19 protein-coding genes and 1 pseudogene are annotated in these 25,484 nt (G+C 67.1%); 8 read left to right on the plus strand and 12 right to left on the minus strand.

Going from position 1 to position 25,484, the window contains the following annotated elements; translation table 11 throughout:
- Positions 1-4: 4 nt before the first annotated feature.
- Positions 5-2,254 (minus strand): glycoside hydrolase family 3 N-terminal domain-containing protein, encoded by a 2,250-nt coding sequence (locus LIX00_RS20230; RefSeq protein ID WP_227356363.1) that lies wholly within the window; start codon positions 2,252-2,254, stop codon positions 5-7.
- 284 nt (positions 2,255-2,538) lie between these two features.
- Here LIX00_RS20230 and LIX00_RS20235 point away from each other — a divergent pair, with 284 nt between their 5' ends.
- Together LIX00_RS20235 and LIX00_RS20240 are read left to right on the plus strand one after the other, a co-directional pair.
- On the plus strand, positions 2,539-3,522 hold the full coding sequence (locus LIX00_RS20235; RefSeq protein ID WP_227356364.1) for an LLM class flavin-dependent oxidoreductase: 984 nt from the start codon (positions 2,539-2,541) through the stop codon (positions 3,520-3,522).
- A gap of 409 nt (positions 3,523-3,931) precedes the next feature.
- Entirely contained in the window at positions 3,932-5,212 is a 1,281-nt protein-coding gene (locus LIX00_RS20240; RefSeq protein WP_227356365.1) for an ABC transporter substrate-binding protein, read from the plus strand.
- A gap of 18 nt (positions 5,213-5,230) precedes the next feature.
- Here the strand turns inward: LIX00_RS20240 and LIX00_RS20245 are convergent, their stop codons facing one another.
- Positions 5,231-6,880 carry a putative glycosyltransferase family protein gene (locus tag LIX00_RS20245; protein ID WP_227356366.1) on the minus strand — a complete coding sequence of 550 codons (1,650 nt, stop codon included), beginning with the start codon at positions 6,878-6,880 and terminating at the stop codon, positions 5,231-5,233.
- Positions 6,881-7,101: 221 nt separating this feature from the next.
- Here LIX00_RS20245 and yqeC point away from each other — a divergent pair, with 221 nt between their 5' ends.
- Positions 7,102-7,830, plus strand: a complete 729-nt coding sequence (yqeC, locus tag LIX00_RS20250) for a selenium cofactor biosynthesis protein YqeC (RefSeq protein ID WP_227356367.1) — start codon at positions 7,102-7,104, stop codon at positions 7,828-7,830.
- Here the strand turns inward: yqeC and LIX00_RS20255 are convergent.
- A complete protein-coding gene (locus LIX00_RS20255; protein ID WP_227356368.1) occupies positions 7,827-8,435 on the minus strand; it encodes a molybdenum cofactor guanylyltransferase in 609 nt (202 codons plus the stop codon). The two genes, yqeC and LIX00_RS20255, sit on opposite strands and share 4 nt — an antisense overlap.
- 81 nt (positions 8,436-8,516) lie before the next feature.
- Between LIX00_RS20255 and LIX00_RS20260 the strand changes: the two genes are divergently transcribed.
- Together LIX00_RS20260 and LIX00_RS20265 are read left to right on the plus strand one after the other, a co-directional pair.
- A complete protein-coding gene (locus LIX00_RS20260) occupies positions 8,517-10,307 on the plus strand; it encodes an aldehyde ferredoxin oxidoreductase family protein (RefSeq protein ID WP_227356369.1) in 1,791 nt (596 codons plus the stop codon).
- A gap of 72 nt (positions 10,308-10,379) precedes the next feature.
- Complete coding sequence (locus tag LIX00_RS20265; RefSeq protein ID WP_227356370.1) at positions 10,380-10,664, plus strand: DUF8113 family protein; 285 nt, start codon at positions 10,380-10,382, stop codon at positions 10,662-10,664.
- A 78-nt stretch (positions 10,665-10,742) separates the two neighbouring features.
- Here LIX00_RS20265 and LIX00_RS20270 read toward each other — a convergent pair whose 3' ends face one another.
- From LIX00_RS20270 to LIX00_RS20295, 6 genes and pseudogenes are all read right to left on the minus strand, one after another.
- Positions 10,743-14,162 carry a molybdopterin-dependent oxidoreductase gene (locus tag LIX00_RS20270; protein WP_227356371.1) on the minus strand — a complete coding sequence of 1,140 codons (3,420 nt, stop codon included), beginning with the start codon at positions 14,160-14,162 and terminating at the stop codon, positions 10,743-10,745.
- Entirely contained in the window at positions 14,162-15,793 is a 1,632-nt protein-coding gene (locus LIX00_RS20275) for an NADH-ubiquinone oxidoreductase-F iron-sulfur binding region domain-containing protein (RefSeq protein ID WP_227356372.1), read from the minus strand. The genes LIX00_RS20270 and LIX00_RS20275 overlap by 1 nt, the downstream gene beginning before the upstream one ends.
- A gap of 75 nt (positions 15,794-15,868) precedes the next feature.
- Positions 15,869-16,078: a hypothetical protein gene (locus tag LIX00_RS20280; protein ID WP_227356373.1), complete on the minus strand. Its 210-nt coding sequence runs from the start codon at positions 16,076-16,078 to the stop codon at positions 15,869-15,871.
- 111 nt (positions 16,079-16,189) lie between these two features.
- Positions 16,190-18,367 carry a catalase/peroxidase HPI gene (gene katG, locus LIX00_RS20285; protein WP_227356374.1) on the minus strand — a complete coding sequence of 726 codons (2,178 nt, stop codon included), beginning with the start codon at positions 18,365-18,367 and terminating at the stop codon, positions 16,190-16,192.
- 202 nt (positions 18,368-18,569) lie between these two features.
- The gene (locus tag LIX00_RS20290) at positions 18,570-18,815 is read right to left on the minus strand and encodes a catalase (RefSeq protein ID WP_368410776.1); all 246 of its coding nucleotides are present in this window, start codon (positions 18,813-18,815) and stop codon (positions 18,570-18,572) included.
- Between the two features lie 341 nt (positions 18,816-19,156).
- A pseudogene (locus tag LIX00_RS20295) lies at positions 19,157-20,305 on the minus strand (hydroxymethylglutaryl-CoA lyase-like TIM-barrel protein); the annotation flags it as partial.
- 187 nt (positions 20,306-20,492) lie between these two features.
- Here LIX00_RS20295 and LIX00_RS20300 point away from each other — a divergent pair.
- A complete protein-coding gene (locus tag LIX00_RS20300; protein WP_227356375.1) occupies positions 20,493-20,861 on the plus strand; it encodes a hypothetical protein in 369 nt (122 codons plus the stop codon).
- 17 nt (positions 20,862-20,878) lie between these two features.
- On the opposite strand, the gene LIX00_RS20305 is transcribed toward LIX00_RS20300, so the two are convergent.
- On the minus strand, positions 20,879-21,280 hold the full coding sequence (locus tag LIX00_RS20305; protein ID WP_227356376.1) for a DUF8048 family protein: 402 nt from the start codon (positions 21,278-21,280) through the stop codon (positions 20,879-20,881).
- Between the two features lie 166 nt (positions 21,281-21,446).
- Between LIX00_RS20305 and LIX00_RS20310 the strand changes: the two genes are divergently transcribed.
- Positions 21,447-22,016: an FAD-dependent oxidoreductase gene (locus tag LIX00_RS20310; RefSeq protein ID WP_227356377.1), complete on the plus strand. Its 570-nt coding sequence runs from the start codon at positions 21,447-21,449 to the stop codon at positions 22,014-22,016.
- A gap of 36 nt (positions 22,017-22,052) precedes the next feature.
- On the opposite strand, the gene LIX00_RS20315 is transcribed toward LIX00_RS20310, so the two are convergent.
- Positions 22,053-23,087, minus strand: coding sequence for an LLM class flavin-dependent oxidoreductase (locus LIX00_RS20315; RefSeq protein ID WP_227356378.1), 1,035 nt, complete (start codon positions 23,085-23,087; stop codon positions 22,053-22,055).
- Positions 23,088-23,343: 256 nt separating this feature from the next.
- Here LIX00_RS20315 and LIX00_RS20320 point away from each other — a divergent pair, with 256 nt between their 5' ends.
- Positions 23,344-24,105, plus strand: coding sequence for an IclR family transcriptional regulator (locus LIX00_RS20320; RefSeq protein WP_227356379.1), 762 nt, complete (start codon positions 23,344-23,346; stop codon positions 24,103-24,105).
- A gap of 106 nt (positions 24,106-24,211) precedes the next feature.
- Here LIX00_RS20320 and LIX00_RS20325 read toward each other — a convergent pair whose 3' ends face one another.
- Positions 24,212-25,378: a glycosyl hydrolase family 18 protein gene (locus tag LIX00_RS20325; RefSeq protein ID WP_227356380.1), complete on the minus strand. Its 1,167-nt coding sequence runs from the start codon at positions 25,376-25,378 to the stop codon at positions 24,212-24,214.
- Between the last annotated feature and the right edge of the window lie 106 nt (positions 25,379-25,484).

Here is a 25,484-nt window from a genome sequence, read left to right on the forward strand (position 1 = left end):
CAGTCTAGACGACCGAGAGACTCTCGGTTACCTCGCCGACGGCGAACCAGTACTCGCCCGTATCGACGACCAGTTCACCGCGGGCGAAGACGTCGCCGAGCACGGTCGCGAGCGGAAGGATCGAAGCTCGGATATCGACACGCTCGGTTTCGCCCGGTTCGAGGGCGACGCGGTCGAAGCCGACGACGACTTTCCGCGGGTAGAGCACCTGCCCGTGGTCGCGCCCGCCGTACACCGGGATGACCGTCTCGCCCGCTCTGTCACCGGTGTTGCGAACCGAGACCGACACGGTTAGCTCGTCCGTCGCGGCGCGTTGCGGAAGCTTCTTCGGACTGATTCTCATATCCGCATACTCGAAGTCGGTGTAGCTGAGGCCGTGACCGAACGGGAAGAGCGGCGTCTGATCCGACTCGGGTGGTCGATTATCGCCGGCCTCGTTGAACTGGTCCGGCGGGTAGTTGTTGTGGAGGTTGAGCAGTTGACCGGTTCCCGTCGGCCACGTGAACGGGAGCCGACCGCTCGGGTTGTTGTCGCCGAACAGGGTCGCGGCGACCGCCGGCCCGGCCGCGGTTCCCGGAAGATAGGCCATCACGGACGCCGACAGGTGGTCGAACACCGTCGTTCCCCGGGGGCGACCGGCCACGAGGACGCCCACGGTGGGCGTCCCGGTGTTCGCGGCCGTCTCGACGAGTCGCCGTTGGGCGGTCGGGAGTTCGAGCGTGTCCGTGTCACCCTTCTCCTCGGCGTACGGCCCCTCGCCGAGGACGGCGACGACCACGTCGGCGGACTCGGCCGCCGTCCGAACCTCCTCTTCGTTCGTGAACTCTCGCAGGCCGGTGGGAACGTGCGTGACGGTCGTCGAGGCGGGCGCCGCGTCGGAGATTCCTTCGAGGACGGTAACCGCCGGCGGCTTCGTGTCACCGACTCCCTGCCATCCGAGCGTCCACCCTCCCATCTGATTCGCCACGCTGTCGGCGCTCGGACCGGTGACGAGAATCGAGCCGACGTCGGAACCGAGCGGGAGCGTGCCGTCGTTGGTGAGGAGGGTCATCGATTCCGTCGCGACCTCCCGGGCGAGTTCGCGGCCCTCGGAAACCACCTCGTCCACTTCGGAGGGTGCGGCGTACGGATCTTCGAACAGGCCGACGTGCTCCTTGAACGCGAGGATGTTCGTGACCGCTTCGTCGATTCGCTCCGTCGTGACGCTCCCCTCGTCGACGAGTTCGATGAGTCGGCGCTGGTAACCCTCCGCGGTGTCGCCCTCGATACCCGCGGCCGGCACCATGTACATGTCCACGCCGGCGTTGATTCCCAGGCGGGTCGCCTCCTTGAGGTTCTCGGCGTAGCCGTGAACCTTGATCATCCGGTAGAAGTCGTGCCAATCGGAGACCACCATCCCGTCGAAGCCGAGTCGATCGCGGAGAATGTCCGTGAGAAGTTCTTTCGAAGCGTGCGCGGGAACGCCGTTCAGCGATCCGCTGTTGACCATCGCCGTCTCCGCCCCGGCGGTGAAACCCGCGGAGAAGGGCGGGAGGATGGTGCTCGCGAAGGTTCGGTACGGCAGCAGCGCGGCGGTGCGGTCGTTCCCGTTCGCCGGTTCCGAGTACCCCGCGAAGTGTTTGACGGTGGCCCCGGTGCGCTTGTAGCCGTTCGTCTTCTCCTCGTACCCTCGAACTTTCGCGGCGACCAACTGGGACGCGAGAAACGGATCCTCGCTGAAGCCTTCGTAGAACCGCCCCCAGCGCGGGTCGCGCTGGAGGTCGGCGACGGGCGAGAAATTCCAGTGCGTTCCGGTAACGCGCATCGTTCGACTCGTTATCGACGCCATCTCCGTGGCGGCGTCCGGATTCCACGTCGCGCCGACTCCGTGGTTGTGCGGAAAGATAGTCGCCCCTTCGAGGTTGTTGTTGCCGTGAACCGAGTCGATGCCGTAAACGAACGGGACTCCGAGTCGCGTTTCCTCGACCATCGCCTTCTGTAGTTCGTTACTGGTCCGGGCGACCTCGTTCGGATTCTTCGAGGTCAGATACATGAGCGACCCCGGCTTGTACTTGCGAAGCACCTCGGCCGCCCTTTCGGTCGGCACCTCGTAGGCCGCCATCTGCGTCATCTGTCCGACCTTCTCCTCGAGCGTCATCTCGTCGACGAACCGCGTCACGCGGTCGCTCGGCGTCGGGCGGGCGGTGGCGACCGCAGATTCGCTGAGGTAGCCGGCGAGCGCCGCTGCCAACGCGATTCCGCCGGACGTTTCCATGAACCGTCGTCGAGACGTACCGTCTGTGGTATTCTTTCGCATGACATCAAAAGTGGAGAAAGACGGGTAATCAATTTTTTGTACGCTATCTAAATTTTATATTCTATAAGCGTGTTAATACGGACAGAATCGGGGGAGAGACCGCCGAATTCCGCGTTCCGGTGACGGCATCGTCGTACAGCCGATCCTCCGGATGCGGTGGCTCGATGCCGACGGCCGCGCCCTCCACGGTGTATTCGCTTTCACCCCGCCGGTTTTTCACGCCCCGATGCGTGAGGGAAACCATGCCAACCGACCTGCTGTTGCCGCACGTGACGAACCTCGACCAGACCGAACTCGGCGTCCGCGCCGAGTCGCTCGGCTACGATGGCATCTGGCTCGGCGAACTCTGGGGGACGAGCTCCGTCGTCCGGCTCACCGACATCGCCGCTCGCACCGACACCGTCGAACTCGGCACGGCGATTCTCAACGTCTTCTCGCGGACCCCGGCCGTGTTGGCGATGACCGCCGCCACGCTCGACCGGGTCTCGGACGGTCGGTTCCGGCTCGGCGTCGGGACGTCGACGAAGAAGGCAGTCGAGGACCTCCACGGCGCGGACTGGAACGACCCCAATCCGGTTCGGCGGGCCCACGAGACGATCGAGCTGATTGCGGCGTTCCTCGGCGACGAGGGGCGCGTCGAGTACGAGGGGGAGGTTTTCGACGTTCGGGACTTCCCGTCGCTGGACGCCGACGTCCCCGTCTACCACGCGGCGCTCGGAAAAGCGAACCGGCGCGTCGTCGCTCGGCTGTGCGACGGCTGGATTCCCCACAACGTTCCGTTTCCGGATCTCGAAGAGAACTTCGCGTACATCGCCGACCGAGCGGAGGAAGCGGGCCGCGACACCGCCATCGACGTCGCGCCGTACGTCCCCGCGGCCGTCAGCGACGACCCCGAGGCGGCCAGAGACGCCATCCGAGGCCACGTCGCCTACTACGTCGGCAACGGACGAGGCTACGAGCGGGCGGTCGCCCAGCGGTTCCCGAACGAGGCCGCGGCCGTCGCCGAGGCGTGGCGGGGCGGCGACCGTGCGACCGCCGCCGAGAGCGTCACCGACGAAATGGTCGAGGCGCTCGGGGTCGCGGGGACGCCCGAGCGAGCCCGCGAGCAGTTCCGAGCAATCGCAGATATCGACTGCGTCACCCGTCCGATGGTGACCATCCCGAGCAACGCCGACGACGAGATGACCGAGCGAACCATCGAAGAGATGGCACCGTCCGGCGAGTGATCACCGCGGGTTCGTCGACCGACGGCGGTTCCCGAGAATGTCGGAGGAAGCGACGACTCGCAGTCGGACGGGACCGAGCGCCCCGACGCGGCCGACCCTGATAGTAACACTCGACAGTTGTACGAGGCAGTATGACTGGTCGTACTGACCGAGAATATTACCGGCTCGTACGTCGGAACCTTCGTCGGGGCGTCATCCGAGTACGAGGCCCACGATGACTCTCCGTCGGGAGAGCGACCGTCTCGAAACGACGTTAGAGAACCGCTGATGCGGCCGTCGGACGCGACGCGCTCGGTGGGGAGCAGCGGTAGCCACTCCCGAACGAGGTCGATAGGGTATAGTATAAGAGGAGTGAACGGGTAGTGAATAGACAGCTTCTATGCATTCGCGTCGTGCGTACCTCAAGTCGATGGCGGCTGCCGGCGTCGGGGGGATCGGTGGGCTCGCGGGTTGTGCGACTTGGCAAGAGCGGGACCGAACGACGACCGAGGGGCCGAAAACGGAAGAGGAATCCGAGTCGCTCGAGATTCAGCACTCGTGGACCGCCGCCATCGAAAAGGACGCGAGCAAGGCGCTCTTCGACGGCTTTCGAAGTTTCTACCCGGAAACGGATATCGACGAGCGAACGGTCGCCGGTCGGGCCGGCGGCGATCTACAAACGACGATCAGAAAGCGAATCATCGAGGACAATCCGCCCAGTTCGTGGCAGGCGTGGGGCGGAAAGAACCTGCAAACGTACGTCGAGGCGGGGGCGCTCGCGACCCTCGACGACGGCTTCTGGGCGGGCGAGACGGAGTGGAACTCCTTTTCGACGGTTTCGAAGCGGCTGTCGAGGGTCGACGGGTCGTTCGTCGCCGTCCCGTTGAGTATCCACCGACTCAACAACCTCTTTTACAACGTCGAGATTCTGGAGGACGTCGGTATCGACCCCGACGCGATAGACGGACCGCGGACGCTCCTGAACGAGGTGAAGACCGTCGAGGAGGAGAGCGATGCGGAGGGACTGGTACACGCGACGAAACACGTCTGGCCGACCATCGAGTTGTGGGAGTCGATGTTGGTGGCCGAACACGGGGTGGCCGCCCACCGGTCCATCGCGAACGGGAACGTGCGGTCGAGGGAACGCGCGGTGAGGAACGCGCTCGACCTGGTCGGTCGGTATCGCGAACTCTCGCCGCAAGCGCTCGCGCCGGTCGACTGGCACAACGCGGCGGACCGCTTCCGGAACGGGAACGTCGCGTTTTTCCACCAGGGCGACTGGGCCGCGGCGGAGTTCGTAAACGACGACGAGTTCGCGTTCGGAACGGACTGGGACTGCGTGGAGTTTCCGGGGACGGAAGATCAGTATCTCCTGGGTATGGAGTCCTTCCCGTTTCCGAAGAACAACCCGTCGTCCGAAACGACCGCTCGATTCTTGCGGTACGTCGGGTCGGCCGAGGCGCAACGGAACTTCGCGCAGAAGCGGGGCGCTATTCCGCCGAGAAAGGACGTACCGAAGGCGGCGTTCGCTCCGTTCTTCCGTCGTCAGATGAGCCAGTTTCGGCGCGTGAAAACGCAACTTCCGTCCATCGCCCACGGACTGGCTATCGCCCCCGAACCGCGAACCAAACTGACGAACGCGATGAAGGAGTTCACGTCGACGTGGGACGTCGACCAAGCGGTCGGAAAGATAGTACGGGTGTTCGACTGACCGGCGGCGGGGTTCGTCTCAACCGCCGTTCGGAACGGACGTGTTAGTCGCTCGCTCGAAGATGACGACTTCCCGATTCTGATACACGGCATCGTACTCGTCGGAGCGACGGAGTTCCGTGATGAACGACCGTCGTTGGTCGTACTTGCGCCCGTAGACGGTGTACGTTCCTTTCGGGACGTAGATGTAATCCGGGGTGGTGGTGGTGAGGGCGATGTTTCTATTCAGCTCCTCGACGGTCGTCGTCGTGGAGATTCGTTGGTAGGCCGTGTACTGCCACTCGTAGGCTACCGGGCTGCTCTCCCACTCGACGCCCCACGGGCCGACGACGTTCGTCCGATTCGCGATGTACGGGAACCACTCGGCGGCGTCGCCGAGGACGATGAACTCCGCGGACCGGTCGACGTTGCGCTGCGTCCACTGCATCGCCGAGTAATCGTACTCGTCGATGAACGAGGGCATCGAGTTACTTCCTTCGTACTCGACGACGGCTCCGGAAACGTACAGGGTCGAGATGTTCGCTCCGAAGACCGAGAGAACCAGCAGGACCGCGATGAGCGTTTGCTGCCGCCCCAGAACCGGCTCCATCCGACGCGTGACCCACGGCACGACGCCGTCGAGTACGAAGATGGTCGTCACCAGCGACCCGATGACGAAGATGAACCGGGTTTCTCCGGTGATCGCACCGACGAGGAGAAGCCACGCCGGGAGGAAGCCGCGGCGCTCGGCGAGTAGGTACGCGACGCCGGCGAGCGGAATCGCGTACCAGAGCGATAGCAGAATCACGCTGTAGAGGTGCGGAGACGGCGATACCGTCGCGGTGGACTGTGAACCAGCGAGAACGAGGTCCACCACGACGCCGAGTCCGCCGCCGAGTCCGCCGTGCGTACTCGACGCCGAGACGAGGTTCTCGAGGCTGTAAATCGAGATGATCCGCCCCCACCACGGGACGGTCAGAACGAATCCGCAGATACCGACGACGGCGGCGTACGCGAACCCGCGAACCGTCGGAGCGTACGCCACGGTGAACACCGCGATGCTCAGACCGAGAAACACGGTGTACTCCGGATGCGTGAGCGCGGTCAGGGTGAACCACACGATGGTGGGAAGAACCCATCGCCACGACATCGTCTTGAAGAGTCGCAGAGCGGTGTACACTCCGACGAGCGAAAACAGGAAGGCCGGCGCGCGGACGATACCGCCGGCGGAGAAGTGCCACCGAACGAACGCCGGGGTCACCGCGAAGACGAAACTCGCCATCCCCGCCCGCTGGGGGGAGCGGAGCAACTCTTTGCTGAGCAGATAGAACGGAATCAGGCTCGCGATGGTGACCAGTCCGGGGAGGTAACGGGTCAGCGCGAACAGGTCGACGCCGAACACGTCGTAGAGGACCGCGAGGCAGTAGAACATCAGCGGCGGGTACGCGAACGGGACGCCGTTCGCCGTGTACTGCGGCACTACGCGGGGAAAGCGATAGCCGTGCTTGGCGATTTGTTCGGCCATGGAGAGAAACAGACCGCCGCCGAAGGCCGGATACTGATGGGTGGCCAGATAGCTGCTGTACGTGAGACCCGCGATGAACAGCGCCGGCGTAATCCAGAGATACTCCAGTAACCAGCGTCTCAGATTGTCGTCTTCGAAATCGGTAGTAAAGGTATCGAGTTGCATCTTCGGAGGTGGGGAGTGAACGTGATTGCACTACGCGAGGGAACCGTTTTCTATGTTGTGGGATTGCCGAGGACGACGCGAGCGGTCACGAAACCCCGCGGGGGAGGGACGGAAAACACGCCGGCGGGACGCCGAGGGCGTCGATTCGGACGGGTCCGATTCGGCGGTAGACGGGTTCGCACCACCCCGGTATTTTTGACGGAAGGGGTGGCAGTGGAACCATGGACCTCGTGGAAGCGCTCGCCGCCGAGACGGGAACGGTGTGCGCGGTGGGTGCGGGGGGGAAGAAATCGACGCTGTACGCCCTCGCCGCGCGCGCCGAACGGGCCGTCGTGACGGCGACGGTTCGAATCCCCGATTTCGACCGGCACGTCGACGAGGTGGTCGTGACCGAAGATCCCGTCGCGGCGCTCCGGGAGGCGGACGCGTGGCCGCTCGGTCTCGTCCCTCGGCGCGACCGCGCCGACCGCTACGAGGGGTACGACGCCGAAACCGTCGCCGCTCTCGCGGCGGAGAGCGTCGCCACCGTCACCCTCGTGAAAGCCGACGGCGCGCGGATGTGCGAGTTCAAGGCCCCCGGCGACCGCGAGCCGCAGATTCCGCCGAGCGCGGGGACGGTTCTGCCGATAGCCAGCGCGCGGGTGGTCGGGAAGCCGCTCACCGACGAACGCGTCCACCGCCCCGAACGGGTCGCGGCCATCACCGGCCTGTCGGAAGGCGACGTCGTCCGCGCGGAGGACGTCGCCGCCGTCTTGGCCGACGAGCGGGGCGGTCGCAAGGGCGTCCCCGACGGCGCGACGGTGATTCCGGTCGTGAACAAGGTCGACGACGGCGCGCTCGAATCCGTCGCGCGCGAAATCGCGGACGAAGTCCTCCGTCGAGCCGACGTCCCCCGCGTCGCGCTCACCCGGATGGCCGACGACGAGCCGCTGGTCGACGTCGTGGACTAGAGGCGCTTCGCGGCGGCTTCGAACTCTTCCCGGGTGTTGACGTTCTCGAACGTCGCCAGCGAGCCGCGCTCGCGCACCTCCGCTTCGTCGACGACGACGTAGTCGAGTTCGAACAGCGGCTCGACGATTCGGCGCTCGTCGCGGGCGAGCGCCCTCTCGCACGCCTCGGCCATCGGCGCGGCGCGGTAGACGGCGTGGGTCGTCTGGAACCACTCGTCGTCGAGGCGCGGGACCGCCGCGTCGTGCCCCGCGGCCCGCTCGAAGAGGTACTCGACGACGTCCGAATCGACGAACGGCATATCGCAGGCGACGACGAAGGCGTACGCGGACTCGACGGCCCGAAGGCCGGTTCCGATGCCGGCCATCGGTCCCAGGTCGGGCTCCGGGTCCTCCGCGACGGTCACCTCGCGGGGATACCCTTCCAGCGCCGCGCGAATCGCGGACGCCTGCTCCGGCCGGCAGTTCACGACCAGCGCGTCGACGGATCCGGCGAGGCGGTCCGCCACGCGGCGTACCATCGGCGTGCCGGCGAGTTCCGCGACGGCCTTGTCCCGGTCGCCGAAGCGCGTCGAGCGGCCGCCGGCGATGATGACTCCCGTCGGCATGCGTCTCCGTTCGTTCGCGGGGGGCAAGGGGATTTCGCCGCGCCGAAAGAACCTTCCTCTCTCTGGCGCGTTGTACCACTGATGCCACGTCGTCCGTTCGATAGAGTGCTCCGGGTCGACCTGACCGCGGAGCGCGTCGAAAGCGAGGCCGTGCCCGAGAAGTGGCTCCGTCGATACGTCGGCGGGAAGGGGGTCGGGGCGCGGTACCTGTACGAGGAGCTATCGGCCGGCGCTGACCCGCTCGGTCCCGAGAACGTACTCCTGTTCGTGCGCGGCCCGTTGTCGGGCGCGCTCCCCGGAGAGCCGCGGTACGCGGCCGTGACGAAGTCGCCGCTGACCGGGGCGTTCCTCGACTCGTACGGCGGCGGCGAGTTCGCCGCCGGCCTCGCCGGAGCGCTGGGGGAACACGTCGGGGTGCTCGTGACGGGACGCGCCGAACGGCCGGTGAAGCTGGAGGTCGAGGACGGCGCGGCGACGATTTCCTCCGCCGAGGACCTCTGGGGCGCGGACGCCGTCGAGGCGTGCGGGGTCGACGACGCCCCCGTCGCCTGCGTCGGCCCGGCGGGCGAACACCGCGTCGCGTACGCGACCATCGCCTCCGACGGCGGGGAGCACCACGCCGGACGCGGCGGGGCGGGGGCGGTGATGGGCGCGAAGCGGCTGAAGGCCGTCGTGGCCCGAGGCGACCGGCCGGACGACCTCCGGGCGCTACGCGAGGAGTACGCCGAGCGCTTCAGGAACGCCGACGTCGGTCGGTGGCAGGCGGCCAGCGGAACCCTCGAGAGCGTCGACTTCGCCGACGAGGTGGGCGTCCTCTCGACCCGCGGCTGGCAGGAAGGCCGCTTCGACGGGACGGAGGACATCGGTATCGAGGCGGCGCGGGCCGCGGCCCGCGAGCGCGAGCGCGACGACGACGCCGTCCCGGGCGGCTTCCGCGTCGAGACCGACGAGGGCGAACACGTCCCCCGCGGCGCGAACGCCATGAGCCTCGGCGCCGGCCTCGGCATCGACGAGTTCGACGGCGTCGCCGTCCTCGGAGGGACGTGCGACCGCCTCGGCGTGGACGTCATCAGCGCAGGGAGCGCGGTCGCGTGGGCGATTCGGGCGAGCCAGGAGGGCATCGTCGAGCGCGACCTCCGGTTCGGCGACCCCGACGGTGCGCGCGCCCTCATCGAGGAGATAGCCCGTCGCGAGACGCCGCTCGGGGACGCCCTCGCCGACGGCGTCAGCGCCGCCGCGGCGTCGTTCGGCGGCGACGACCTCGTGCCGACGGTGAAAGCGATGGAGGTACCCCCCTACGACCCCCGCGGGGCGAAGGGGATGGCGCTCGCCTACGCGACGAGCGACCGCGGGGGGTGTCACCGCCGCGCCCGCCCCGTCGAAACGGAGGTGTTCCGCGGCGAGGAGCCGAGCGACGCGGACCGCGTCCGCGGGGTTATCGCGGAACAGAACGCGCGCTCCGTCCTCTGGAGCCTGATAATCGACGACTTCGTCGGCGAGGTTCTCCGGAGCGACCTCGGGGCAGAGTGGCTCTCCGCGGTCGGATACGACTACGAGGCGTCGGACCTGCGGACGGTCGGCGAGCGCATCTGGACGCTCGTCCGCCTCTTCAACGTCCGCGAAGGGTTCTCGCGGGCCGACGACGGGTTGCCGGCGGTGTTCACGGAGCCGCTGACGGGCGGCCCCGCCGACGGGGAGGCGCTCGACCCCGACGCGTTCGAGGCGACGCTGGAGCGGTACTACGCCGAGCGCGGCTGGGGCGAGGAGGGGCGACCCGCGCGTGCGCTCCTCGAACGACTCGACCTCGCGGACGCCGTCGACGACGCGACCGGCGTCGCGTCGGAGCCCGTCGGTCCGCCGAACGACGGGTGACGGTGGGCAGCCCCCGCTCTCGAAGGCGTCTCCCCACAGTTTAGTGCCCGGAGCGAGAACGCTCACGGGAACATGGCGGACGATACCGACACCGACGAGTTCGAGGAGATGCGAGCGCGAGCGGTCGAGGCGATGGAAGGGGACGACGTCCGCTCGATGTACGTCGGCCTGATACGCGAGGACGGGACGAAGGAGTACTACTTCGGCAACGCCGTCGACGAGGCGGAACTCAGGGAGACGGCCGCCGACCAGCTCGGCGTGATGACCCGCGTCCTCGCGGCGCAGTCGGCGTCGACCGTCGAGGAAGTGGCCGAACTCGCCGTCGAGCGGGCCGAGTCGATGGATCTCCGGCCGTAGGGTAGGGAATTCGAGAACCGCCGAAATCGGCGCGGGAGCCGTCTCCCGCCGGGATCGATTCCGCGGTCGCCGGGAGAATCAGTCGTCGCCGGCCAGCGGTTCGGAGTCGTCCCCGGCCAGTTCGTCGGGCGACGTCGGCTCCTCGTCGGGCTCCGTTCCGAGCGGCTCGACCCGGACGTTCGTCACCTTGTACTGCGGAATCTTGCTCGTCGGGTCGAACTCCTCCTTGGTCAGCGTGTTGACGGCTCCGTGGACGAAGTGCATCGGGATGAACAGCACGTCCGGTCCCGACGTCTCCTCGACGTTCGCCTTCACGACGATTCTGCCCTGCTCCGACTCGACGCCGACGTACTCCCCGTCGACGACGCCGAGTCGCTCGGCCGCCTCCGGGTGGATGGTGACGAAGCTCTCCGGAACGTGTTGCATCGAGGTTCGGACCCGGCGGGTCATCGACCCCGTGTGCCAGTGGTACAGGACGCGGCCGGTGGAGAGCGTGAACGGGTACTCCTCGGTCGGCGTCGGGAACTTCTCGTCGGGCATCTCGGCCGGCACGAACCGCGCCTTCCCGTCGTCGAAGTTGAACGCCTCGTCGTAGAGGTACGGCGTCCCGGGGTGGTCCTCGTCCCAGCACGGCCACTGGAGGCCGTTTTCCCTCTCCTCCAGCCGTTCGTACGTGACGCCGCCGTAGATGGGCGCGAGGTCGTTTATCTCGTCCATCACCTCGGCGGGGCTCTCGTACTCCCAGTCGAAGCCCAGCCGACCGACGAGGTCCTGCAGGATGGCGGCGTCCGTGCGCGCCTCGCCCGGGGACTCCACGGCCGGCCGGACGAGTTGAACCCGCCGTTCGGTGTTCGTGACGGTGCCGTACTTCTCGGCGGCGGAGGCCGCCGGCAACACCACGTCGGCGAGCTTCGCCGTCTCCGTCATGAACAGCTCCTGGACGACGAGGAAGTCGAGCGCCTCCAACGCCTCCCCGGCGTGTTGGATGTCCGGTTCCGATATCGCGGGGTTCTCGCCGATGATGTACATCCCGCGAACGTCGGTGTTCTCGGGGGTGTAACCCTCCTCGGGGCTCGGGTCCTCGGTGCCGCGCTCCCGCTCTTCGACGACGGTGTCGTCCCCGCCGTACGCGTCGCTCCCCTCCCCGCCGGTGACGGTCTCCTCGACGCCCGGGACGGCGCTGAACATCTCGGTGACGCGGAGCCCGACCCGGTCCGGCGGGCGGACGCCCCACGCCTCCTCGAACTCGTCGAGCACGTCGTCGTCGTCGACGGGTCGGTACCCCGGGAGGTTGTTGGGGAGCGGTCCCATGTCGCCGCCGCCGCCCTGCACGTTGTTCTGGCCCCGGAACGGCGACAGCCCGGAACGTGGCTTGCCGAGGTGGCCGCAGAGCAGCGCCAGATTGGCGATGGCGAGCGCGTTGCGCGTTCCGTGGGAGTGCTGGGTCAGCCCCATCGCCCAGCCGTAGATGCAGGTGTCGGACGTCGCGATGGTCTCGGCCGCGGTTTTCAGCTCCTCGGGCGGAACGTCCGTCATCTCCTCGACCACCTCGGGCGTGTACGGTTCGACCGCTTCTTTCAGGTCGTCGAAGTGCCTGGTCCGCTCCTCGATGAACGCCTCGTCGTGGAGATCCTCCTCGATGATGTGGCGCATCATCCCGTTGAGCCAGGCGATGTCCGAACCGGGCTTCGTCCGGGTGTACTGGTCGGCGTGGTCCGCGATGGTCATCTTCCGGGGGTCGAACACGAACAGGTCCGCGCCGTCGCGGACGTTCTGGACGATGCGCGTCGCCAGAACCGGGTGGCTCTCGGTCGTGTTCGACCCGGTGATGAGGTAGCAGTCGGTTTCGCCGATGTCCTCGTTGATGCGGTTCGTCATCGCGCCGTAGCCCACCGTCTGTTTCAGCGCGGCGACGGTGGAGGAGTGACAGAGGCGGGCGCAGTTGTCGACGTGAGGCGTCCCCAACACCTGTCGGGCGAACTTCTGGGCGAGGTACGCCTCCTCGTTCGTGCCCTTCGAGGAGGAGGTGACCGCCAGCGAGTCAGCGCCGTGCTCGTCCCGTATCTCGGTCAGTCGCTCGACGATGCGGTCCAGCGCCTCGTCCCACGACGCCTCGCGGAACTCCCCGTCCTCCTTCACGAGCGGCGTCGTCAGCCGCTCGTCGGAGTTCACGAACTCGTAGCCGAACTTCCCCTTCACGCAGGTCGAGAAGTCGTTGGCGGGCGTCTGCTCCGGGTCGGCCGGGCGGACGCCGAGCACCTCCTCGCCCCTCCCGTACAGTTCGAACCGACAGCCGACGGCGCAGTACGTGCAGGTCGTGTCGGCCACGGTGATGTTCCGCTTTCGAGCGCCGCTGACGACCTCCGCGACGTCGAACATCTGGCCGACGGTGAGCGACTCCTCGGCCACCTTCTCGGCGGAGTGTTCGGCGGCCTTGAGCGCGTCGTCGGCGGTTCGCTTGGAGAGTTCCGTCGCCCGTCGCTTCGCCCGCGCCATGAACCCCGCGACGCCGGACCTCCCCTCGGCGGCCGTCCGCGTCGCGTCGTTCCCGATTTCCGGCACGTCGCGGTTCGGCGCTTCGGACGTGTCGGCCGTCTCGACGCGCGGTTTTTCCCGCACCTTCCCGACGGAGTTCTTCTGGCTGAAGCCGGGAAGCGGGATGGTGGTCGCGTCCGTCAACCCCTCTTCGACGAGCGAACCGGTCGGACAGACGGTGACGCAGTGCCCGCAGGAGATGCAGGTCGACTCCGCCATCGTCTCGGCCTCGGGCTTCTGGAAGTCGATGTGGACGTCGTCGCCCTGCCCCGACATCCGGAGGACGCCGGCGGCCTGAACGTCGTTGCAGGCCTCGACGCAGCGATTACAGAGGATGCACTTGTTGCGGTCGATCTGGATGACCGACGTGTCGTCGATGGGGGCGTACGCGTCCCGGTCGTCGAACACCCCGTACCGCGGTTCGTTCACCCCCTGTTCGATGGAGACGTCCTGAAGCTCGCAGCGGCCGTTCTGTCCGCAGGTCGTGCACCGCAGGTTGTGATTCGCGAGGACGAGGTCCAGATTGACGTCCCGCGCCTCCGCCGCGTCGGTCGCGGCGGTGCGCACGTCGAGACCGTCCTCGGCCGGAAAGCTGCAGGCCGGAACGACCCCGTGCTCGTCGGTCTCGACCATGCAGGTTCGACACGCGCCGCGCGGCCCGACGTTGTCCGCCTGCTCGGTGTCGCGGTCGTAGTAACACAGCGCCGGGACGTCGGCGTCGGTGTCGACCGTCTCGATGGCGTCGATGAGCGTCGACCCCGGCGAAACGGCGACGGGGTCCCCGTCGACCGTCACGGTGGTCATGTCCTCGCCGTCGACGCCGACGTCGGGGTCGTTCGCCGTCCCCGTTCGGAAGTCCTCGGTCAGCGGCGTGCTCGACCGCGGGTCGTCGACGTTCGGAACGCCGGGGGTCGCCTCCGCGGGACTGTACTCGGTCGGGCCGGGCGTCTCGTCTTTGCTCATTACTCGGTCACCTCGCAAGCGCCGCTGGGACAGCGGCCGTCGGCGTGCGCCTCGAACTCGGTCTCGAACCGGTCGACGGCCGTCCCGACGCTGCGGGCGGCCGACCGACCGAAGTGGCAGATGGCGGAACTCCCCATCGTGCGGGCGAGTTCGCGTATCATGTCGTCCTCGTAGTCGCCGTCGTAGACGCCGCGCAGGAGGTCGAGGAGCTGCTTCGACCCCTCGCGGCAGGGGAAACAACGGCCGCAGTTCTCCTCGCTGGCGAACCGGACGCGCTCGCCGGCGGTCGCCACGGCGCAGTGGCTCTCGTCGAACAGTTCGACCGCGCCCTCGGTTCCGAGGTCGGCGTTCGTCAGCGCGAGCGAACTCGCCGCCTGGTCGAGCGACCGGGTGAACCCGCCGAACCGGCCGCCGACGCAGGCCATCTTGAACCCTCCCTCCGCGTCGACGGCGTCGCGGACGTCGGCCAGCGAACCGCCGGTCGGCAGTTCGACGGTCGCCGGCGTCTCGACGTCCCCGGTCACCGTGAAGAGTCGCGTTCCGGGGTCGGCGTCGTCGGCGTCGAACGCGTCCGGGTCGAGCAGCGCGGCGCGCACCTGCGCGAACGTCCGGGGCGTGTGGACGACCGTCGGTCGGCCGTACAGCCCGTGCCGGGCGGGACCCGGCGGGCGCAAGCGCGCCTCCAACCGGTCGTTGCCCTCCAGCGCTTCGAGCGCCATGGTGTACTCCCCGGCGATGTACCGGTCGGGCCCGGCGACCACCTGCGGGGTGTCCGCGCCGCCGTCCGTCTCGTCGCCGAGTTCGCCGGCGACGGCGCGCGCCGCGCGGCGAGTTCGGTTCCGGGCGAGGTCGTCGACCTCGTTCGTGTACACGACGACGTCGCTCGGCTCCGCGCCGACGATGGCGGCCACGGCGAGCGCCCCGTCGAGCACCGCCGCCGACGCCCCGCCGAGCAGCGTCCGGTCGGTTTCGTTGCGGCGGTCGCTCTCGTTGGCGTTCACCACCACGACCGGGTCGCCCGGCGTTTCGCGCGCGACGCCCAAACCGTCGGCGACGGGGTCGTCTTGACTCGCGTCGCCCCGACCGCGTCCGAGGATGCCGACCTCGCCGAGCCGCTCGAACGCCGCGTTCGGGTCGTCGCGGGCGAGCGCCGCGGCGCCCCCGTCGGCGGGCGAACCGTCCTCCGGGTCGGCCCAACCGCACGACCCCAGCACGCGTCGCCGTCCGACCGCCAGCGGCCCGTCCGGCGGCGTCGGCAGCGTCTCCCGGTCGGGGTCGTGTTCGACGACCCACGCCGCGTCGTCGACGCCGATGGTACCCGAGTCCGCGCCATCGACCAGCGCGCGGACTCGCTCGGACGACGGCCGGGAGTGATACGCCGTCCGCCCCTCGTCGGTGACGAGAACGAGCGGTTCGAGCGCGCGAATCCCGGTCGAACCGACTTCGAGCACGTCTATCCCGTCGGCGGCGGCGCGGGCGGCTTCGAGAATCCGTCGCCCTCGCTCCAACGGCGGCGTCTCTCCTTCGGCGTCCGCGTCGCCCGGCCGCCGAGCGTTGCGGAGGGGTTCGCCGCGGCCGACCGTAACGCGGACGAGAGGGGAACCGCTCTCGGAGTGGTCCGAGTGAGCCATTGCGTTAGTGGTCCGCGAGAACGGCCGAAAACGTTGTGGCCCTTCGGATCGCCGGGGCGACTCGCGAAACCGTCGCTACACCGGGTCGGTACCGGGTTCGCGTTCGGGATTCGGTCCCCGAGCATCGCGTTCTTCGCGCGACCGCCGCTTCGCGCGTCGATACGACCGTGCGATGGGTGCCCGCTCGCGCCACGCCCAAAACGCGGCCGCGCCGACCGCCGCCAGCAGCGCGGTCGCTCCGACGACGTATCGGCTGCGAACGGACCTCGGAGCTCTTCCGACCATGGGTCGAACTCCCCGTCGAAGGGAAGTATACGTTCGGGCCGCGCGGCTCCGCGGACCGTTCGAACGGCGATTCGAAGTCGTCGAGTCGGAAAAACGGAGGATATCGCGACGTTACTCGAGGTCGAAGCGGTCGAGGGTCATCACTTTGTGCCACACGTCCACGAAGTCGTCCACGAACTTCTCCTCGGCGTCGTCGGATGCGTAGACGTCCGCGATGGCCCGAAGCCGGGCGTTCGACCCGAAGACGAGGTCCACGCGGGTGCCCGTCCACTCGACCTCGCCCGTTTCACGGTCGCGCAGTTCGTACACGTCGTGGGCCGCCGAGGGCTTTTCCTCCTCGATGATGTCTTCGGATTCCGAGGGCGCTTCCCACTCGTAGTCCATGTCGAGCAGGTTCACGAAGAAGTCGTTAGTCAGCGTCTCCGGCCGGTCGGTGAAGACGCCGAGGTCGGAATCCCGGTAGTTCGCGCCCAGCGCGCGCATGCCGCCGACCAGAACCGTCATCTCGTCGGCCGTCAGCGTCAGGAGGTCGGCCTTGTCGACCAGCAACTCCTCCGCCGAGAGGTCGTGCTCGCCGCCGAGGTAGTTACGGAATCCGTCGGCTTTCGGTTCGAGCACCTCGAAGGACTCGACGTCGGTCTGTTCCTGCGAGGCGTCGGTACGGCCCGGTTCGAACGGAATCTCCACGTCGTACCCGGCGTCCTTCGCGGCCTTCTCGACGGCCGCGTTGCCGCCCAGAACGATCAGGTCGGCGAGCGAGACTCTCGTCCCGCCGGACTGCGAGCCGTTGAAGTCCTCCCGGATCTCTTCGAGGGTTTCCAGCACGATCGCCAGCTGCTCCGGCTCGTTCGCCTCCCAGTTCTTCTGCGGTTCGAGGCGAACGCGGGCCCCGTTCGCTCCGCCGCGTTTGTCGCTGTCGCGGTACGTCGACGCCGACGCCCAGGCGGTCTTGACCAGCTGGGAGACGGACAGGTCCGAAGCGAGGATCTCCTCCTTGAGTTCGGCGATCTCCTCGTCACCGATCAGTTCGTGGTCGACGTCGGGAAGGGGGTCCTGCCACAGCATCTCCTCGTCCGGCACCTCGGGGCCGAGGAACCGTTCCGGCGGACCCATGTCTCGGTGGATCAGCTTGTACCACGCCTTCGCGAAGGCCTCTTGGAACTCGTCCGGGTTCTCCTGGAAGCGCTCGATGATCTCGCGGTAGTCCGGATCGCGCTTCAGGGCGATGTCCGTCGTCAGCATCATCACGTCTTCCTTCTCAGACGAGTCCTCGGCTCCCGGTGCGGTGTCATCGAGTTCGCCGTTCTTCGTGGTCCACTGCCACGCACCGCCGGGACCCTTCTCCGGCTCCCACTCGTAGCCGAGCAGGTTGTCGAGGTAGCCCGTGTCCCACTGCGTCGGCGTGGAGTTCCACGGACCCTCTATCCCGCTGGTGATCGCGTCGGACCCTTTGCCGGAGCCGTGGCTGCTCTCCCAGCCGAGGCCCTGCTGCTCGATGGGGGCCGCTTCGGGTTCGGGACCGACGTGCTCGTCGGGGTCGGCGGCGCCGTGGACCTTCCCGAACGTGTGGCCGCCGGCGATGAGCGCGGCCGTTTCCTCGTCGTTCATCGCCATCTGACCGAACGACTCTCGGATGTTCTCCGCCGACGCGTCCGGATCCGGCTCGCCGTCCGGCCCCTCCGGGTTCACGTAGATGAGTCCCATCACGGTGGCGGCGAGCGGCTCCTCGAGTCCGCCCTCCTCGTCGAAGCGCTCGGAGGCTTCCCACTCGGTCTCGGGCCCCCAGTCGACGGCTTCGTCGGGCTCGAAGGCGTCCTCGCGCCCGCCGGCGAAACCGAACGTCTCGAATCCCATCGACTCCATGGCGACGTTCCCGGCCAGGACGATCAGGTCGGCCCACGAGAGTTGGCGGCCGTACTTCTGCTTGACCGGCCAGAGCAGTCGGCGAGCCTTGTCGAGGTTCGCGTTGTCGGGCCAGCTGTTGAGGGGCGCGAAGCGTTGCGTGCCGCCGGACGCGCCGCCGCGGCCGTCGCTGGTTCGGTACGTGCCGGCGCTGTGCCACGCCATCCGAATGAAGAGCGGCCCGTAGTGGCCGTAGTCCGCCGGCCACCAGTCCTGCGACGTCGTCATCACCTCTTCGATGTCCGCCTTCACGGCTTCGAGGTCGAGTTTCTCGAACTCCTCGGCGTAGTCGAACTCCTCGCTCATCGGATCGACCTTGCGAGCGTTCTGATCGAGAATCTTCAGGTTCAACCTGTTCGGCCACCAGTCGCGATTAGTCCTATGCATCGTCGAACAATTGCCACTTTCGCATATTAAGATTGTCTATTCGGCAACGAAGTCTTCGCTGCGGCTCAAAAATCTAACCAAATTATGAATATTTGTCAGCGATGGACCCACGCCGTGCGTCCAGCACGACCCTGAGAACCGCCACTAATTGAAAATTTCAACAAAGCCGGTCGCGTCCCCGTCACCTCCTCCGTGCGGAACTTCACCGCGAGGTCGCGGGGTCGCGGGCGGTGTCCGGGGAGCCGCGCGACCCGGCGACGGTCCGGAAGCCGACGAAGGAGTCGGTCACCGTCCCCTCCTCGGAGAAGACGTCCGCCATCGCGTACTCGCTCGTCTCGTCGCTCGCCACCGTGAGCGTCCCGCACGCGCCGCTCTTCGCGCGGACGGCACGCTTCGGACTCCGGGATGCGCCCGCGGTCGAGCAGGGCCGTTCTCTCCGGATAGCGATAGTCGTCCGTCGGGAGCGGTCCGTTCCGTCCCGCTGCGCGGGGGCTCCGGTCGTCGGGGACCGGTTCGCCGGAGTCGGTCGTCAGGCGTCGCGTTCGGCGTTGCCGTCGAATCGGCCTCCGTACCGTGCGTTGGATTTTCTTCGAACCCGCGGAGATTCCCTTCGTCGGGAGCAAAGTTTTCCGATCGCAAAATATCGCTATCGATTCCCGAGACGTAGTTGTCGTCGGACGATTTTATCCGGACGATTTCGATCGAGCGGACGGTCGCCGCGTGACTTCTTCTCGAAGCATCGTCCGTAACGTCATCTACTTTCCTGTCTACCGCCCGCGACTACTCGGCTCGAACGTCCGCGGTGATGGCGAGGACGTCGGCGTCCGTGACGGGCGCATCGCGCTCGGCCCGTTCTTGCACCCGCGAGACGACCGACGCGAGGTCGCCGTCGTCGACGTCGACGCCGTGGTCGTCGAGCACCGCTCGGACGCTCGCCCGACCCGAGTGCTTGCCGAGCACGAGACGCCGCTCCCGACCGACCTTCCCCGGCGGGTACGGTTCGTACATCGCCTCGTCCTTCAGGGTTCCGTCGGTGTGGATACCGCTCTCGTGGGCGAAGGCGTTCGTTCCGACCACGGCCTTGTTGGCCGGGAGGGAGACGTTCGTCGCGCGTTCGACGGTCCGCGCGAGCGAGTACAGTTCGGTCGTCTCGACGGTTTCGATGCCGTAGGCGTGATCGAGCGCGACGGCGACCTCCTCCAGCGCGACGTTCCCGGCCCGCTCGCCGATACCGGCGACCGTCGCGTGAACCGTGTCCGCCCCCGCGGCGACGCTCGCGAGGACGTTCGCCATCGCCAACCCGAGGTCGTCGTGGGTGTGCGTGCTCGTCGGACCGAGCGCAGAAAGCCTGTTCACGAGAGCCGACGTTCGGGTCGGGTCCGCGTGGCCGACCGTATCGCAGTAACAGATGCGGTCCGCGCCGGCGTCCAACGCCGTCCCCAGCAGTCGTTCGAGGAAGTCGCCGTCGGCCCGACTCCCGTCTTCGCCGAGGACTTCGACCCACAGGCCGTGCGCTTTCGCGTACTCGACGAGGTCGACCGTCGTTTCGACGACCTCGTCCCGGGTCGACCCGACCTTTCGCTCGACGTGTCTGTCGCTCGCCGGAACGACGAGATTGATGCCGTCGACGCCGCACTCGAGCGCGCGGTCGACGTCCGCGCGGACGCCGCGAGCGAAACTCGTGACGCGCGCGTCGAGGTCGAGGTCCGTCACGCGACGGATCGCCTCGCGCTCGCCGGCGCTCGTGCACGCGCTCCCCGCTTCGATCACCGACACGGCCGCGGCGTCGAGCGCGGTCGCTATATCGGCTTTTTCGTCGGGGGAGAGCGACACGCCGGGCGCTTGCTCGCCGTCGCGGAGCGTCGTGTCGAGAAGCTGTACCTCGTCCGTCTCAAAGGGCGTTGTGGTGTTCGGGGAGTCCCCGAATAAATCGGTCACCGGTCATGCTTTACCACCGGTACCGATTCGCGGGAGGGGATTAACGGGTGCGGTCTGACAGACGCGTCTGTCTACTCGCGTCGAAGTCGAAAAGGGAATCGGTCCTCGAAAGACGGCCGAACGCGCCGGGGTTCAGTTTCACTCCGGCCGGCGGAGGTTTAGGTGTCGTCCCGTTCTGTTTCCGACGATGATGCAGGGGACGCCGCTGTTCGACAAACTGTTCACCGAACTCGTGACCGAACTCGACCGGTATCGCGACGTCGATAGCGTTCGGATCGCGACGGCGCTGCTCGAAGGCGATACGGGAACGGAGTTGATCGGTCTGCTCGACGGCGGGGACGCGGTGCTCAACTACGACAGCGCGACGTGGACGGTGACGCGGACGCCGATTCTCGCGGACAGCCTCGACGGGGCGAACGCGCGGGTCGTCGACCGACTCAGAACCGACGAACAGCTGTGGCGGACGGTCGGCGATTTCGACGAGGACGCGTTCGTCTGGATACACCCGCGGTTTCGCTGGCTGTTCGAACCGCCGTACGCCGACCTGTTCGATTGAAACCGCGGGGGGTCGTCTTACACGTCCTGTCCGAACCGCGGCGCGCCGTCGCCGCGGTTCACGACGACGAGCGGTTCGTTCCCGTCCTCGAACATCTCGCGCACCGTCCGTTCTTCCTCTCGTTCCGACGCCGACCGAAGCATCGCTCGCTCGTGGACGCGACGGGCGGCGCGGGTCACCTCGTCGGAGAGCGAGAGCTCTTCCCGCACCGTCTCCCAGACCTCCTCGCTCCCGTAGAGGTAGTACGCCCGGTCGTCTTTCCACCCGTAGTTGTGCCGCGTCGAGTACTCGTACCCGCCGTCGTCGCGTTCGAATCGACGCTGAACGTCTTCGAGGGCGGCGCGTAGCTGCTTCGAATCGACGCCGCGTTCGTCCGCGACCGTCGTTACGAGGTCGTCTCGGAACGGATGCTCAGACATGGAACAGTCCTCCCGTCGCGGGGTTTCGAGCGCCACTCATAGAACGGTGTCGGCCCGACCGAGCGGTTCCCTCGCGGACGCGGTCGAACGTCCCGGTAACCCCGGAACGACTCACGGGAGGACCGCGGCAAAATCCTTTATCCGACTTCGGACGTTAGTTCGGCGCATGACACAGGTCGCAGTCATCGGCGGCGGTCCGGCCGGATTGAGCGCCGCGCTGTTCACCGCGAAGAACGGGCTCGAAACGACGGTCTTCGACACCGACGAGTCGTGGCTGCACAAGGCCCACCTCTTCAACTACCTGGGCATCCGGAGCATCAGCGGCGACGAGTTCCTGGCGGTCGCCCGCGGGCAAGTCGAGGACCGCGGGGCCGACGTCCGCACGGACGAGGAGGTGTCCGCGGTCGAATCGACGGACGACGGATTCCGAGTCGGCACCGAAACGGACGAGTACGACGTGCAGTACGTCGTCTTCGCCACCGGGGCTGACGCGAGCCTCGCATCGGACTTGGGTTGCGAACTCACCGAGGCGGAGACCGTCGACGTCGACCTGAGCATGGAGACGAGCGTCGAGAACGCCTACGCGACGGGCGCGCTGGTTCGCGACCAGGAGTGGGAGGCGATAATCTCGGCGGGGGACGGCGGCGCGGCCGCGCTCGACATCCTGAGCAAGGAGAAAGGCGAGAAGTTCCACGACTTCGATACCCCGGAGAACGTCCCCCTGCTGAACGGATAGCGGACTCGCCCTCGAACGAGAAACGAAATTCGCTTCTCACCGCGGCGTCAAGTCGGCGGCCTCGGCGAGCAGTTCGTGCGAGCGAAGCTCGTCGTCGAGATCGGCGATCTGGTTCTGGACGACGACTTCGTCGACGCCGGTCTGGGTCGTCACCTGTTCCAACAGGTCGCGCACGGTCGACGGACTTCCGGATATCTGGCGCGGCCACTCGCCCGGGACCACGGGGTTCGGCGTCGGCTCCGGGACGTAACCGAGTTCGTCGATGGCCGTCTCGACCGATCGGATCGGCGGTCTGTCGGTGATGCCGCGTTGCAACCGCCGCCGGGAGGCTTCGGTCACCGCGCGGAGCCGCGCCGCCTCCTCGTCCGTTTCGGCGCAGGTGACGTTCACCGCGAGCATCCCGCGGGGCTTCTCAGGGCCGGCCCCGAACGAGGAGGGTCGGAACCGGTCCCGATACACCTCGAACGCCCGCACCGCGGGTTCCGGGCGGATGAACGCCGCGAAGCAGTAGCGCAGACCCAACTCGCCGGCGATGGCGGCGCTCGACGGGCTGGAGCCGAGAACCCAGACGTCGGGCACGCTGTCGCGCGACCGCGCCACGGACAGCTCGCTGAACGCGTGGTCGTCGTCGAATCCGTCGTGGAGGTGCGCGGCGACCTCCTCTATCTTCTCCGCGTGGTCGTCGCTCCGCCGCCGTTCGCTCCGGTCCGCCTGCAGCGCGTAGTCGGAGACGGGATTCCCCGTCGCTCGGCCGAGACCGAGGTCGATACGGCCGGGGGCGAGGGCGTCGAGGACGCCGAACGTTTCGGCAACTTTGTAGGGACTGTAGTGATTGAGCAGAACCGTTCCGGAGCCGATGCGAATGTCGGAGGTCTTCGCGGCGAGATAGGCCATCAGCACCTCGGGGGTCGTGCTGGCGAGCCTGTCGACGAAGTCGTGGTGTTCGGCCACCCAGAACCGGGAGTAGCCGAGTCGCTCGGCGTGACGGGCGCGTTCGACCGTGTTTTCGAACGCCTCCGTCGCCGTGCCCCCTTCCGGAATCGGTGCGAGGTCGACGAACGAGAGCTCCATGTTCGTGGTTACGAAGGCGGACTGATAACGGTGACGTAGGGGGCGAGTCGCGACGCCGGATCCGACCCGTGTTGTCAGTATTTCTACCGTTTCTTTTATTGTCGCGAGAAACTCTTAAATAGACGGCCGAGCGTCCGGCGGGTTCGACGCCGCTCCGTCTCGACGGAGTCGCCCCGACTTCGGGACGGGTCCGACTCGCGTCAGCGCGCAGGAAATTATATACGGTATCCGTAAGAAAGAAGGGTAAACAGAGGGCATGACTCGCGAATCGAAAACCCCCGTCAGGACGACCGCCCGCTCGTTCGATATCATCGAGACCCTCCGCTATCTCGACGGTGCCCGCCTCACGGAAGTGGCCGACCATCTCGACCTCCCCGACAGCACCGTCCACAATCACCTCACGACGCTCGTCCAGCGGGGGTACGTCGTCAGAAACGAGAACACCTACCGCATCAGCCTTCGGTTCCTCGAGTTCGGCGAGTACGCTCGGTCGCGGCGCAAGATATACGAGGTGGCCAGACCGGAGGTGGACAAACTGGCCGCCGAAACCGAGGAGTCGGCGAACCTGCTCGTGGAGGAGGACGGGCGCGGCGTGTACGTGTACAACGCGCAGGCGGGCGACGCCATCCCGCTCGATACGCACCCCGGGAAACACGTCTCCCTCCACGCGACCGCCCTCGGCAAGGCCATCCTCGCGTACCTCCCCGAATCCAGGGTCGAGGAGATACTCGACCGGCGCGGACTGCCGGCCCGCACGCCGAAGACGATAGTCGACCGCGAGGACCTGTTCGCCGAGCTGAAGGCGGTTCGGGAACGGGGTTACGCCGTCGACGACGAGGAGCGCGTCCGCGGCGTTCAGTGCACCGCGGTCGCCATCAAGAACGAGAACGGGCAGGTCATCGGAGCCATCAGCGTCTCCGGCCCGGCGAGCCGCATCGACGGCGACCTCCGGGAGCGACTCCTGAACGACCTCCGGCGGGCGAAGAACATCATCGAACTGAAGCTCGCGCACTCGTAGGAAAGCGGTATTCGGAGACGACGGTCGGCCGTCCGATCGCTGCGCCGGCGGTCGACCGCCGCGTCGGAGTCGTCCGGGAGCCGCGCCGATAACTCGAGGCGGTACGCTAGTGGAGCCGATTGTGCATCTCGGTGATGAGGGTGTTGCTGGGGTCTTGGGAGAGTTCCCAGCACATCGCGCCGCCGAATCCGTTGTTTCTCGCGTAGTCCGCTTTGTTCCCGATCGAAGCGGCGTCGTCGTAGGAGATGAACGTGTTCTCCGCGGCGGAGTACAGCCACGGCACCTGCGCGTCTGGATGCCAGTGGTACTCGTAGTCCGACTGCGGCTCGATGTTCTCCCGGATGTTGTAATACGTCTCCGACGTGGACGAACTGAACGAGTTGAACAGGCCGTCGTTCGTGGACGACACGCCCGAAAAGGAGCGCCCGTAGAACGGCATTCCCATGACGAGTTTGTCCTTCGCTATCGGCTCGCCGGCCCAGTTCTTCATGTGGGCGGTCGTGTTCCAGCTCTGTTGCCCGTCCGGGTCGCCCGGCGGGGAATCGAACGGCGCGTTGAAGTTGGTGTCGTTGCTCCAGTCGCCGTGGTAGTCGTAGGTCATGACGTTGACGTGGTCGAGATAGTCGCTGATCGTCCCGACCTCGTAGGCGTCGTCGACGATGTTCGGGTTGGGGGAGGCCGCCATCGTCAGGTGGGTCCACGACCCGAACCGCGAATCGAGTTCGTTGCGACACGCCTCCAGGAGGAGCGTGAAGTTGTGCGGGTCGTCGGCTCGAATCGTTCCGTCCGGGAACTCCCAGTCGATGTCGAGACCGTCGAAGTTGTACCGCTCCACGATATCGACGGCCGTCTCGGCGAATCGCTGGCGTCGCGCGGCCGTCGACGCGGCGTCGGAGAACGTGCCGGAGTACCACCCGGCGCTGACGGAGAGGACGAACACGGTGTTCGTGTCGTCGTACGTCGAGAGTTCGCTGAGCAGGCTCTCTTCCGAGGAACTCCCCACGACGACCGTCCCGTCCGACTGCGGTTCGAGGAAGGCGTAGTTCAGGTGCGTGAGCTTATCGAAGGGGACGTCCGCGGGCGCGTAGTCGCCCGCCCAACCGGGGTAGTACCCGACGACGCGGTTGCCGTAGTCCCCGTGCGCTTCCGCCGCGCGGGTCCCGAGCGTCCCCGTTACCGCCAGCGCACCGGTTCCCTTGAGGAACGTCCGCCTCGATGCGCCCGCGAGCGATCTCCGTCCGCCGCCACTCGATGCTGATTCGTCGTCTGACATGTGCGCCTGATGCTAACGTGATGAAGACGAATAAAATTTATTCACATTAGTTAATATTATTATTCCGCCTTCGGGCTACCGAACCGAATCCGCGCTCCCTCGGCGG

It is taken from the genome of Haladaptatus salinisoli, from assembly GCF_020614375.1.
Classification (GTDB): domain Archaea; phylum Halobacteriota; class Halobacteria; order Halobacteriales; family Haladaptataceae; genus Haladaptatus; species Haladaptatus salinisoli.